This window comes from Streptomyces sp. Pv4-95 (genome assembly GCF_045782725.1).
Classification (GTDB): Bacteria; Actinomycetota; Actinomycetes; order Streptomycetales; family Streptomycetaceae; genus Streptomyces.
This window is the reverse complement of record NZ_CP127172.1, coordinates 5,537,691-5,550,669: the sequence shown is the minus strand read 5'-3', so window position 1 is coordinate 5,550,669 and position 12,979 is coordinate 5,537,691. Positions and strand designations below refer to the sequence as shown.

The window sequence follows — 12,979 nt, the reverse complement described above, 5'->3', positions numbered from 1 at the left end:
ACTCCGCGAGGTGTGAGAAGGATCCGGGACAGGACGGGACGCGACGACGTTAGTCCAGCGGGGCCCCGGCGATCATCGTGTGGCGGCGACAAAGCCCCGGTGGCCCGCTTGGAGAGTTCCGAACAACCGCCACGATGCCAGGCCGTGGCGGGGCGAGGAGCGTCTTCGCAGGTCACGTGATGCTCATCACGGGCGTACGCGAGGGCAGGGTGCGGGTTTTGTGCTAGCGCGCGGCGTGCGGCGAGACTGGCAGCGCCCCGCGGAGACCTGTGGAGTTCCCCCAAAGCACCTTGCGAGCGTACGAAACCATGCACGATGCACCGACCACCTCCGGGAAGACCCCTCCCGGTGAGCGCGCCGGCGAGCGCGAGCCCCTGTCCGCGGGGCTGAAGCAGCGCCATCTGACCATGCTCGGGCTCGGCGGGGTGATCGGCGCGGGCCTCTTCGTGGGCTCCGGTGCGGGGATCGCGGTGGCCGGACCGGGGATCGTGCTGTCGTACCTGATCGCCGGCGCGCTCGCGATGCTGGTGATGCGGATGCTGGGCGAGATGTCGGCGGCGATGCCGGCCTCCGGCGCGTTCTCGGTGCACGCGGAGCGCGCGCTGGGCCGCTGGGCCGGCTTCAGCGTGGGCTGGCTTTACTGGTTCCTGCTGGTCGTCGTGCTCGCCGTGGAGGCCACCGGCGCGGCGCAGATCGCCAACGGCTGGGTGCCGGCGGTCCCCCAGTGGGGCTGGGTGCTGATCTTCATGGTCGTCTTCACCCTCGCCAACCTGGCCGCGGTGAAGAACTTCGGCGAGTTCGAGTTCTGGTTCGCCACCCTCAAGGTCACCGCGATCGTCCTCTTCCTCGGCCTCGGCGTCCTCGCCGTCCTCGGCGTGCTGCCGGACACCGACCCGGTGGGCCTGGCGAACCTCACCGGGCAGGGCGGCTTCCTGCCCAACGGCTGGTCCGGGGTCATCTCCGGTGTGCTCGCGGTGGTCTTCGCCTTCGGCGGCCTGGAGGTCGTGACCATCGCCGCCGCCGAGTCCGACGACCCGGCGCGCGCGGTCGGCCGGGCGGTGCGCAGCGCTGTCTGGCGCATCCTGTTCTTCTACGTCGGCTCGATGCTGGTCATCGTCACGCTGCTGCCGTGGTCGTCGATGGAGCCGGGCAAGAGCCCGTACGTCGCGGTGCTGGACGGCATCGGGGTGCCGGGCGCCGGACAGATCATGAACATCGTGGTCTTCGTGGCGCTGCTCTCGGCGCTGAACGCCAACCTGTACGGCTCCTCGCGGATGGTCTTCTCGCTGGCCGAGCGGGGCGAGGCGCCGCGTTCGCTGCTGAAGGTGTCGGGCGGCGGGGTGCCGCGCCGGGCCGTGCTGGCCTCCGTGGCCTTCGGTTTCGTCTCGGTGCTGCTCAATCTGAAGTGGCCGGACTCGGTCTTCCTCTACATGCTCAATGCCGTCGGCGCGGTGCTGCTGTTCGTCTGGGGCCTGATCGCCGTCTCCCAACTGCGGCTGCGGCCCCGCATCGAGCGCGAGGCACCGCACACGCTGTCCCTGCGCATGTGGGCCTTCCCCTGGCTGACCTGGGCGGCGCTGCTCGCGATGGGCGGGGTCCTGGTCCTGATGCTGACCGACGCCACCGCCCGCCCGCAGCTGCTGTGGTCGGCCGGGGCGACCGCCGTGGTGCTGCTCGTCGCGGCGGTGCGGGAACTGCGGGACCGCCGACGCGCCGCCCGCTGAGCCCGGCGCGGGCACGGTCACCGTACGTCCCAACCGACGACTCATCAGACACGCAAAGTAACGATCATGTCTGAATACCGAACATTCGCTGCACGACTGTTGCCCTGAGCGGACACCGGCGCTCAAACTGAGCGCGCTTCACCGAGGACCCCCGGAGTTGAGCCGTCGGCAGCCCCTGAGCGACCCGCTGCCTCGCGCGGGTCCAGGGGGCCGGGCACCACCGTCGCCCTGGTCGCGGCCCCGGGAGAACGCAGTATCGCCCCGCTCCGCTCTCACCACATGGGACAGGTACGAATGAATCGGACACCCTCGTCCGCCGCGCCCACGCGCGAGCAGACCGACGCGGTCCCGGGCGCCGGCCTGGACGGCGGCTCCTCGCTCTCCAACGGCCTCAAGCAGCGCCACCTCTCGATGATCGCGCTGGGCGGTGTGATCGGAGCGGGCCTGTTCGTCGGCTCCCGCGAAGGCATCGCGGCCGCGGGCCCCTCCATCGTGCTGGCCTACGCGATATCGGGCGCCCTGGTCATGCTCGTGATGCGGATGCTCGGCGAGATGGCCGCGGCCAGCCCCGCCTCGGGTTCGTTCTCCGTGCACGCGGAACGCTCGATCGGCTCCTGGGCCGGCTTCACCGTCGGCTGGATGTTCACCGCGCTGCTGTGCGTGGCGGTGGCCGCCGAGGCGCTCGGCGCCGCCGACATCATGACCGCCTGGTTCCCCGGTACCGAGCCGTGGATGTGGGTGCTGCTGTTCATGGTGATCTTCACCGGGACGAACCTGGCGGCGGTCAGCAACTTCGGCGAGTTCGAGTTCTGGTTCGCCGCGCTGAAGGTGGCCGCGATCGGCATCTTCCTGGTCCTGGGCCTGCTCGCCATCTTCGGCGTCCTGCCCGGCACGGACGCGCCGGGCACCGCGCACCTCACCGGTGACGGCGGCTTCCTGCCCAAGGGCGTGGACGGCCTGATGGTCGGCCTGCTGGCCTCGGTCTTCGCCTACGGCGGGCTGGAGACGGTGACCATCGCGGCCGCCGAGTCCAAGGACCCGGTCCGCGGTGTGGCCGGCGCGGTGCGCACCGCGATGTGGCGCATCGCCCTGTTCTACGTCGGCTCGATGGCGATCATCGTCACCGTCATCCCCTGGAACAACGCCTCGATCGCCGAGCACGGCCCGTACGTCGCGGTGCTGAACTACCTGCACATCCCGGCCGCCGGCCAGATCATGAACGTGGTCATCCTGGTGGCCCTGCTGTCCGCGATGAACGCCAACATCTACGGCTCGTCACGGATGGCGTACTCGCTGACCTTCCGCGGCCAGGGGCCGAAGTTCCTCAACAAGGTGAGCGGCGGGGTGCCGCGCCGCGCGGTGCTCCTCTGCTCCGCGTTCGGCTTCCTCGCGGTCCTCTTCAGCTTCTGGTGGCCCACCACCGTCTTCCAGTGGCTCCTCAACATGGTCGGCGCGGCCGTCCTCGTCGTCTGGGGCTTCATCGCGGTGGCCCAGCTGCGGATGCGCCGCCGGCTGGAGCGCGAGTCGCCCGAGAAGCTCGTCGTGAAGATGTGGGCCTTCCCCGTCCTGACCTGGGTCGCGCTCGCGGGTATCGCCGCGGTCCTGCTGCTGATGCTGCGCGACGACAACCAGCGGATCCAGCTGCTGTTCACGGCCGGTTTCGGTGTGGCGCTGGCCGTCGTCGGCGTGGCGCGGCAGCGGGCGCTGCGCAAGAACGCGGGAACGGAGCCGGCCAAGGGCTGACCCCGGCCGATCCACGACGCCTCCCGGCACAAGGCGGGGCGGGACCTCCTTCCGAGGTCCCGCCCCGCCTCCGTCTTTGTGACCGGACCGGGCCCGTGCCCCGCCGGTGATCACTCCTGCTGGTAGCGTGCTCTTGCACATCAGTCGCAATAAGAAGTCGTAAGCAGTTGGAGAGGCTGGGCATGGCCACCTACACACTTCCGGAACTTCCGTACGACTACTCGGCGCTGGCCCCGGTCATCAGCCCCGAGATCATCGAGCTGCATCACGACAAGCACCACGCGGCGTACGTGAAGGGCGCTAACGACACCCTGGAGCAGCTCGCCGAGGCGCGCGACAAGGAGCAGTGGGGCGGTATCAACGGCCTGGAGAAGAACCTCGCGTTCCACCTCTCCGGCCACATCCTGCACAGCATCTACTGGCACAACATGACCGGCGACGGCGGCGGCGAGCCGCTGGAGAAGGACGGCGTGGGCGAGCTGGCCGACGCCATCGCCGAGAGCTTCGGCTCCTTCGCGGGCTTCAAGGCACAGCTGACCAAGGCGGCGGCCACCACACAGGGCTCCGGCTGGGGCGTCCTGGCCTTCGAGCCGGTCAGCGGCCGGCTGATCGTCGAGCAGATCTACGACCACCAGGGGAACGTCGGCCAGGGCTCGGTGCCGATCCTGGTCTTCGACGCCTGGGAGCACGCGTTCTACCTGCAGTACAAGAACCAGAAGGTCGACTTCATCGAGGCGATGTGGCAGGTCGTCAACTGGCAGGACGTCGCCAAGCGGTACGCGTCCGCCAAGCTCCGCGCGAACACCCTGCTCCTGGCGCCGTAGCGCCGCCGGCGGCGTCGCGCCGCCACGGACGCCCTGCCTCGTGATCGTCTTCTCAACCTTCACCCGGCAGGCGGAGAAAAGGCGAGGCCCCACGAGGACGTGACTCGTGGGGCCTCGCCCGTACCCGCCGTCCGGGCCTCGGGCTCTCGGGCTGCGTCAGTCGAAGATCGGGCCCTGGGTGCGGGTGCGCTTGATCTCGTAGAAGCCGGGGATGGACGCGACCATGAGCGTGCCGTCCCAGAGCTTGGCGGCGTCCGCGCCCTTGGGGGCCGGGGTGACGACCGGGCCGAAGAAGGCGATCTGCTCGCCGTCGGAGCCGGGGACGGCGATGACCGGGGTGCCGACCTCCTGGCCGACGAGGTCGATGCCCTCCTTGTGGGAGGCGCGCAGCTGCTTGTCGTAGGCGTCGGAGTCCGCGGCGTCGGCCAGGCTCGCCGGGAGACCGGCCTCCGCGAGGGCGTCCAGGATGGTCTCGCGGTTGCGTTCCCTTCCCTCGTTGTGGAAGCGGGTGCCGAGCGCCGTGTAGAGCGCGCCGAGCACCTCGCTGCCGTGCTCCTCCTCCGCGGCGATGCAGACCCGGACCGGGCCCCAGGCGGTCCGCAGCAGTTCGCGGTATTCGGCGGGCAGCTCGTCCAGCCGGTCCTCGTTGAGCACCGCCAGGCTCATGACGTGCCAGCGCACCTCCACCGGGCGGACCTTCTCCACCTCCAGCATCCAGCGGGAGGTCATCCAGGCCCAGGGGCACAGCGGGTCGAACCAGAAATCTGCCGGGGTCTTGGCCGTCTCGGACACGTCGTCTCCTTGTGCGCGTTCCACTGCTTGTTCCGTCAACGCTTCAACCCCCGCCTGCCATGCCATGATTCCCGTGTTCGATATTCGAGACGAGGACAAGGGAGTCACGTCGTGCCAGGTGAGAATCTGTCCCGGGACGAGGCCCGTGAGCGGGGCCGGCTGCTGAGTGTCGACGGGTACGACGTGGCGCTGGATGTCCGCTCAGCGGTGGACAGCGGCCTGGACGCCGCGACCTTCCGCTCCCGTACGACCGTGCGTTTCCGCTGCGCCGAGCCGGGCGCCTCGACCTTCGCGGACCTGCTGGCCCCGTCGGTCGACTCCGTCACCCTCAACGGCCGGGAGCTGGACCCCGCCGCGGTCTTCGACGGCACCCGGATCGCGCTGGACGGGCTCGCCGCGGACAACACGCTCGTCGTCGACGCGCGGTGCGCGTACAGCCGGACCGGCGAGGGGCTGCACCGCTTCGTCGACCCGGAGGACGGCGAGGTGTACCTCTACACCCAGTACGAACCGGCCGATGCCCGCCGGGTCTTCGCCAACTTCGAACAGCCCGACCTGAAGGCGCCGTTCACCTTCGAGGTCACCGCCCCGGAGGGCTGGACGGTCCTGAGCAACGGCGCGGAGGAAGGCCGGCCCGAGGGCGGCCGGCACCGGTTCGCGACGACGCGGCCGATCTCGACGTACATCACCGCGGTCGTCGCCGGCCCCTACCACTACGTCTCGGACAGCTACCGCCGCACCTTCGACGACGGCACCGAGCTGGAGATTCCGCTGGGCGCGCTGTGCCGCAAGGGGCTGGCGAAGCACTTCGACGCGGAGGACATCTTCACCGTCACCAAGCAGGGCCTGGACTTCTTCCACGAGCACTTCGACTACCCGTACCCCTTCGGGAAGTACGACCAGGCGTTCGTGCCGGAGTACAACCTCGGCGCGATGGAGAACCCGGGGTGTGTGACGTTCCGCGAGGAGTTCATCTTCCGCGGCAAGGTGACCGCCGCGTCCTACGAGGGCCGGGCCAACGTCATCCTGCACGAGATGGCGCACATGTGGTTCGGCGACCTGGTCACCATGCGGTGGTGGGACGACCTGTGGCTCAAGGAGTCGTTCGCGGACTTCATGGGCGCGTTCTCACTGGTGGAGGCGACACGCTTCCACGACGGCTGGATCACCTTCGCCAACCGCCGCAAGACGTGGGCCTACCGCGCCGACCAGCTGCCCTCCACCCACCCGGTCACCGCGGACATCCGCGACCTGGAGGACGCCAAGCTCAACTTCGACGGGATCACCTACGCCAAGGGCGCTTCGGTGCTCAAGCAGCTGGTGGCGTACGCGGGGCGGGAGGCGTTCCTGGAGGGCGCGCGGCGCTACTTCAAGCGGCACGCGTACGGCAACACCGAGCTGAACGATCTGCTGTCGGTGCTGGAGGAGACCTCCGGGCGGGACATGGCGGCCTGGTCGCGCGCCTGGCTGGAGACGGCCGGCGTCAACTCCCTCACGCCGCAGGCCACCTACGACGCGCAGGGCCGGATCACGGAGCTGAGCATCTTCCAGGAGGCGGCGCCCTCGCACCCCGAGCTGCGGCCGCACCGGGTCGGGGTGGGCCTCTACCGGCGCCAGGACGCGACCGGCGGGCTGGTGCGCTTCGCGCACGCCGAGGTGGATGTCTCCGGGGCGCGTACCGCCGTGCCCCAGCTGGTCGGCGCGGAGCGGCCCGAGGTGATCCTGGTCAACGACGAGGACCTCACGTACTGCAAGATCCGTTTCGACGAGGGCTCGCTGGCCACCCTGCGGGCCCGGCTCGGCGAGATCGCCGACCCGCTCGCGCGCGCCCTGTGCTGGTCGGCGCTGTGGAACATGACCCGCGACGCGCTGATGCCGGCCCGCGACTACCTGGGCTCGGTGCTGCGGTTCGCGGGCCGGGAGAGCGACATCGGCGTGCTGCAGTCGCTGCACGGCCAGGCCCGTACGGCGTGGGAGCACTACACCGCGCCGGACCGCCGCGAGAGCGCCGGCCGCGAGCTGGCCGAGGGCGCGGTGCGCGAGCTGCGGCTGGCCGAGCCCGGCAGCGGCCACCAGCTGGCCTGGGCCCGGCATTTCGCCTCGGTCGCCTCGACGCCGGCCGATCTTCAGCTGCTGCAGGGCCTGGTCGACGGGACGGCGAAGATCGACGGCCTGGAGGTGGACCAGGAGCTGCGCTGGACGTTCCTGGCGCAGCTGGCCTCGCACGGCGTCGCGGACGAGGCCGCGATCGACGCCGAGCTGGCCCGCGACGACACCGCCTCCGGCAAGCGCCACCAGGTGCGCTGCCTGGCCGCGCGGCCGTCCGCCGAGGTCAAGGCCGCGGCGTGGGCGGAGGTGGTGGAGTCCGACACCCTGTCGAACGCGCTGGTGGAGGCGACGATCAGCGGTTTCGCGCAGCTCGGGCAGCAGGAGCTGCTGGCGCCGTACACCTCGCGCTACTTCGAGATGATCGAGCGGGTGTGGCGGGAGCGGTCCATCGAGATCGCGATGGCCGTGGTGCGCGGGCTGTTCCCCGCCTGGCAGGTGGAGCAGCGGACGCTGGACGCCGCGGACGCCTGGCTGTCCGAGCACGCCGCGGCGGCTCCCGCACTGCGCCGGCTGGTCCTGGAGGAGCGGGACGATCTGGCCCGTGCACTGCGCGGACAGGCTTGTGACGCGGCGGCGGCGCCGAGGCCGTAACCCGCGAGCCGACCAGCCCCTTTCGGCAGTCGAACGCCCGTACTTTAGGGCGGGGTTGTCCGGGTTGTGCCACGGGCGTGTAACAGCGGTTAGGGGGCGGTCGGGGAGCGGGAATGGCCGGGTCATGAACCACGACACCCCGCTCTCCCCGCTCCCCCTCCGCCACCTCTTCGACTCCCGGTGCCGGGTACTGACCTCCCGCCGGCTGCGCGAGCACGGCGTCGCGACGGCGGAGATCACCGATCGGTGCCGTCCGGGCGGCCCCTGGCAGCAGCTGCTGCCCGGTGTCCACCTGCTGCACCCGGGCCCGCCGACCGAGGAGGAGCGCCTGCACGCCGCCCTGCTGTACGCCGCCCAGCGCGGACCGACCGTGCCCAGCCAGGCCGGCCCGGCCCCGGAGGCACCGGAGGCGATGATCACCGGTCTGGCGGCGCTCGCCCTGCACGGCTTCTCCGCCGCTCCGCCGCTGTCGTCCCTGGACCGGATCGAGGTACTCGTCGGCCGGACCCGGCGGCTGCGCTCGACCGGCTTCGCGCTGATCGTGCGGGCGCAGGAGATGCCGGTGCCCGAGGAGGTCTGCGGGGTGCTCACCGCTCCGGTCCCCCGCGCCCTCGCGGACGCGGTCGGCCGGCTGACCGACGCGTCCGCGGTGCGCCGCCTGCTGACCGAGGCGGTGCGCGGCGGGCACTGCGAGGCGACCGCGGTGGTGCGGGAGTTGACCCGGGCACGGCTGCTGACCCGGCCGCACGTGGTGGACGCGGTGGACACTCTGCTGGCCGAGGGCCGGGCGCTGGCCGAGCAGCGGCTGTACGCCATGGTGCACACGCACGGCCTGCCCGACCCCCTGTGGAACGTCGATCTGCGGCTGCCGGGCGGGCCGCACCTGGGGGGCGTGGACGCGTTCTGGCCGGAGCACGCGGTCGCCCTGGAGATCGACACCCGGGCCGCGCGCCCGGAGGAGGACCCGCTGCGCTCGCCCTACGACCGCAAGCGGGAGCATCTGGAGCGGCTGGGCATCACCGTCGTGCGCTGCGGGCCGCGCACCCTGCGGGAGGCGCCGGAGCAGCAGGCCGCGGTGATCCGTACGGCGCTGATGGCGGCGACGGACCGGGAGCCGAGCGCGTATGTGGTGGTGCTGCCGCGGTAGCGGGGGTCCGGTCAGCCGCGCTTGAGGAGCAGTTCGACGTTGCGGTCGGTCGGGGTGCCGGCGAGGTCGGTGCGGCCCGCGGGAGCGTTGCAGGACAGCTCGCGGTAGAGGGCGGCGAGGCCGGTCTGGGAGAGGTCGGCGAAGTCCGTGCGGTGCGGGGCGGCCGACTCGACCAGGGTGGTGAACAGCGACAGGGTGCCGTCGTGGTTGTCCACCAGCTCGATGACCCGGGCGAGCTGCGGGAAGTCGATGTGCGAGGCGGTGGAGATCTCCCAGAAGGTGCCGTGCGGGGTGATGTCGTTCTTGTGGCTGTGGCCGTTGATCCAGCCGACCACACTCGGGTGGCCGGCCAGCAGCTCGACGAGTTCGTCGCCGCCGTGGCGCAGCTCGTCGGGGCGGGCCGGGTCGGGGCGGGTGTTGTTCATCGTCTTGCCGGTGTGGTGGCTGAAGATCAGGACGTACTTGTTCGCGTGCTTCTCGTTGTCCTTCAGCGTCCGCTCCAGCCAGCGCAGCTGGCCCTCGCCGACGGAGCCGGTGTAGTGGCCGCCGGGGTCTGTGGTGTCCAGGCTGATGCCGAGGACGTCGTCGGAGACGGGGAAGCTGTAGTAGAGGCGGTCCTCGGCGAGGTGGTCGGCGGTGTAGCCGTGGCCGTGCGGGCCGGGGCCGGTGTACGCCGGGTCGAGGTGCGCCTTGAGGTATTCGGCCCGGGTGAAGGGGGCCCGCCGCTCGTCGGGGGTGACCGGACGTGCCTTCTTGGCCTGCGACCTCAGCAGCTGCTTGAAGTCCTCACCGCGCGGGTCCAGGCCGTCCTTGACCGCCTTCCACACCCGCGCGGCCTCCGCCGCCGGCAGCGTCTCCAGCTTGCGGCCGCCGGTGGCGATCTCGGTGAAGAAGGGGTCGCCGGGGGCGTAGCAGCCGCCCGCCAGCGAGTCGTGGTTGCCGACCGTGGAGTACCACGGCAGGCGCAGTCCGGGGCTGTGGACGGTGCGGATGGCGGCGTCGAGGAAGCCGTCGAGCTGCGGGAAGCCGCGCTGCTTGTCGGAGTCGCGCAGGGCGCTGTCGGGCTGCCAGTACAGCGGCAGCCCGCTGTCCTGGACGCCTTCGTAGCGGCGCGGGGCCCCGGAATTGGGGGTGATGCGGCCGCCGCTCATCACCGTCAGGAACCAGTCGAGTTCGAGGCGCGAGTTGTTGTCGGTGTTGTCGCCCGTGGTCATGACGAAGGACAGCGGGGCGCCGGTGGCGGGACCGCCCGGCAGCGCGTTGACCCGCTCGATCAGCGAGATCACCCCGGCCACCGACAGCGCCTCCTGGGGCCGCCAGGCGCTGGCGGTCTCCGAGCGCAGGTATTCGTAGCGCAGCGGGCTCTGCACATCGACCAGGTGCAGGTCGGTGAACTGCACGAACGACGCCAGCGCCGTACGGCGGTCCGCGCGCCCGCCGTGGGCCGGGGCGAGGTCGGCACGGACGACCCGGTCCCAGCCGGGGCCGTCGCCGAGCCGGCGGTAGCCGCCGCTGCCGCGGGGGGTGGCGACATTGCCGAGGGTGGTGCCGCGGGCGTACGGCACCCGCGGTACCGCCGGGGCCTGGACGGGTTCGGGGGCGGCCGGGGCGGGCCCCGGGGGGACGGTGGCGGCCGCGGCCGGCCGGTCGCCGCCGATGCCCAGGGTGAGGCCGAGCCCGGTGGCGGCACCGACGGCGCCGGTGGCGGCGAGGAAGGTACGGCGGTCGAGGGTGGCGGCGGCGGACCGGATACGGGACATGCGCGGACTCCCCGGGTGCGAGCGGCCGGGCAGCGCAACTGCCCTGTCACCAGGGATGTTTGGCAGCGGGGGTAACTTGCGCGTGAACGGCACCGCAACGCCGTCCGCCCATCACCGCACAGGGGTCCCGGCGCCGGGAAGCCGTCATCGGCCTCTGGCCGCGGGGGCGGGTGACGGTCACCGGGTGTTCATCCGGCGGGGTAGCGGGACCATGATCGTCGCCACCGGCCGCGCCCACCGGCGCCGCCACCGTCCGAGGGGCACCGGCCCCGGGACATGCCCCACCCGGCGGAGTGAGGAGCGGCACATTGCGGGCCCGCCCCGCCCCCGTCCGCCGGAGTGTGTCCGGCCGCGCCCCGGACACCCGATACCGCCGCTTAGGCCTGCGGTGCGGCACTCTTGAGGAACGGGCGGCCCCCCGAGCGGTCCGGTCCGCCGGGCTCCACGGCGTGGAACGGACGCTCCACGTGGTGGAACGGATTGGACAACGCGACGGGGGTCACACACATGATGGGAGCGCTTCTGAGCAGGTGTTCCCAGCAGACACCGGATGTCAGGTTAGGAAGAAGGAGTCCCATGAGGATCGGAATCGTCGGAGCCACCGGACAGGTCGGCGGCGTGATGCGCGGCATTCTCGCCGAGCGGAACTTCCCGGTCGAGCAGCTTCGCCTGTTCGCTTCGGCCCGGTCCGCCGGACGGACGCTGCCCTGGCAGGACACCGAGATCACCGTCGAGGACGCGGCCACCGCCGACTACTCGGGGCTGGACATCGTGCTCTTCTCGGCCGGCGGCGCGACGTCCAAGGCGCTGGCCGAGAAGGTCGCCGACGCCGGCCCCGTCGTGATCGACAACTCCTCCGCCTGGCGTCGTGACCCCCAGGTGCCGCTGGTCGTCTCCGAGGTCAACCCCTCGGCGATCACCGACCGCCCCAAGGGCATCATCGCCAACCCGAACTGCACCACGATGGCCGCGATGCCGGTGCTGCGTCCCCTGCACGACGAGGCCGGTCTGGTCTCGATCGTCGTCTCCACCTACCAGGCGGTGTCCGGCAGCGGTCTCGCCGGTGTGGCGGAGCTGGACAGCCAGGCCCGCAAGGTCATCGACCAGGACGCCACCAAGCTGACGCACGACGGCGCGGCGGTGGAGTTCCCCGAGCCGGACAACTACGTCCGCCCGATCGCCTTCAACGTGCTGCCGATGGCCGGCTCCATCGTCGACGACGGTCTGAACGAGACCGACGAGGAGCAGAAGCTCCGCAACGAGAGCCGCAAGATCCTGGACATCCCGGAGCTGAAGGTCTCGGGCACCTGCGTGCGCGTACCGGTCTTCACCGGACACTCCCTCCAGATCAACGCCCGGTTCGCACGCCCGGTCAGCGCGGCCCGCGCCCAGGAGGTGCTGGCCGGCGCCCCCGGCGTCAGCATCTCCGAGGTCCCCACCCCGCTGCAGGCGGCGGGCCAGGACGCGTCCTTCGTCGGCCGTATCCGCGAGGACGAGACGGTCGAGAACGGCCTCGCGCTGTTCGTGTCCAACGACAACCTCCGCAAGGGCGCGGCGCTGAACGCCGTCCAGATCGCGGAGCTGGTCGCCGCGGAGCTGCGCGGCTGATCCGCTCCCGCCGAACCGCCGGGTGCCCGTACGGAGACTTCTCCGTACGGGCACCCGCGTTTTGCGGGCCGCGGGTCCGGTCAGGCCCGCCGCACCTCGAACTGGAAGCAGCCGTACTCCACCGCCCGCACATGCACCAGCGCCACGTCGGGGTCGGCGAACGCCTCGTCGAAGGCCGCGTCGAAGCCGGCCCCGGCGTCCTCGGGGATCTCGAAGAGGCGGCCGCCGACGATCCGCCCCCCGGCGTTGTAGCGGCGCAGCGTGCGCAGGGCGCCCGGCCGCGCGAACGGGTACGCGGCGCCCGCGGTGGGGTCCGGCCCCCGGCACTCCTCGGCGTGGAGGAACACCGGCCCCTGTTCGTCGTAGGCCCCGGGGTCGGCCGCGGTGTCCTCCGCCCAGCGGCGCAGAGGTGCGTACGAGACGAGCGCGACCCGCTCACCGGGCGCGACGGACCGCAGACAGCAGCGCAGCGGGCTGCCGACGGAGTCGACACGATCGCCGTCCTCGTTCGCGGTGAACGGCCGGACGGGCCGGCCCGCGTCGTCGCTCGCGCGCAGTTCCTTGAGTGCGTCGGCCCCGATGGGGCGAGGGGTGTACTTCACGGGCTGCTTCGTCATGCCCTCAGCATCGCGTCGGGCCGGCCCGCCCGCCGGCGGAAATCGGACGCCTCGTTCCGGATAT

General features: G+C 71.6%; 9 protein-coding genes. 6 read left to right on the top strand and 3 right to left on the bottom strand.

The features are described from left to right. The first annotated feature begins 308 nt into the window (after positions 1–308). From QOM21_RS24300 to QOM21_RS24290, 3 genes are all read left to right on the top strand, one after another. Positions 309–1,724: an amino acid permease gene (locus QOM21_RS24300; RefSeq protein ID WP_407553158.1), complete on the top strand. Its 1,416-nt coding sequence runs from the start codon at positions 309–311 to the stop codon at positions 1,722–1,724. A gap of 294 nt (positions 1,725–2,018) precedes the next feature. After that, positions 2,019–3,467 carry an amino acid permease gene (locus tag QOM21_RS24295; protein WP_407553157.1) on the top strand — a complete coding sequence of 483 codons (1,449 nt, stop codon included), beginning with the start codon at positions 2,019–2,021 and terminating at the stop codon, positions 3,465–3,467. Between the two features lie 182 nt (positions 3,468–3,649). Continuing rightward, a complete protein-coding gene (locus QOM21_RS24290; protein WP_393895527.1) occupies positions 3,650–4,291 on the top strand; it encodes a superoxide dismutase in 642 nt (213 codons plus the stop codon). A gap of 156 nt (positions 4,292–4,447) precedes the next feature. Here QOM21_RS24290 and QOM21_RS24285 read toward each other — a convergent pair whose 3' ends face one another. Next, entirely contained in the window at positions 4,448–5,083 is a 636-nt protein-coding gene (locus QOM21_RS24285) for a DsbA family protein (protein ID WP_407553156.1), read from the bottom strand. Between the two features lie 111 nt (positions 5,084–5,194). On the opposite strand from QOM21_RS24285, the gene pepN reads away from it, so the two are divergent. Then, positions 5,195–7,783, top strand: coding sequence for an aminopeptidase N (pepN, locus tag QOM21_RS24280; RefSeq protein WP_407553155.1), 2,589 nt, complete (start codon positions 5,195–5,197; stop codon positions 7,781–7,783). 124 nt (positions 7,784–7,907) lie between these two features. Beyond that, the gene (locus QOM21_RS24275) at positions 7,908–8,930 is read left to right on the top strand and encodes a hypothetical protein (RefSeq protein ID WP_407553154.1); all 1,023 of its coding nucleotides are present in this window, start codon (positions 7,908–7,910) and stop codon (positions 8,928–8,930) included. Positions 8,931–8,941: 11 nt separating this feature from the next. Here QOM21_RS24275 and QOM21_RS24270 read toward each other — a convergent pair whose 3' ends face one another. Further along, positions 8,942–10,690: a TIGR03767 family metallophosphoesterase gene (locus QOM21_RS24270; protein ID WP_407553153.1), complete on the bottom strand. Its 1,749-nt coding sequence runs from the start codon at positions 10,688–10,690 to the stop codon at positions 8,942–8,944. A 576-nt stretch (positions 10,691–11,266) separates the two neighbouring features. On the opposite strand from QOM21_RS24270, the gene QOM21_RS24265 reads away from it, so the two are divergent. After that, the gene (locus QOM21_RS24265; RefSeq protein ID WP_407553152.1) at positions 11,267–12,298 is read left to right on the top strand and encodes an aspartate-semialdehyde dehydrogenase; all 1,032 of its coding nucleotides are present in this window, start codon (positions 11,267–11,269) and stop codon (positions 12,296–12,298) included. Between the two features lie 80 nt (positions 12,299–12,378). On the opposite strand, the gene QOM21_RS24260 is transcribed toward QOM21_RS24265, so the two are convergent. After that, positions 12,379–12,915, bottom strand: coding sequence for a DUF1203 domain-containing protein (locus QOM21_RS24260; RefSeq protein ID WP_407553151.1), 537 nt, complete (start codon positions 12,913–12,915; stop codon positions 12,379–12,381). Positions 12,916–12,979 lie beyond the last annotated feature (64 nt).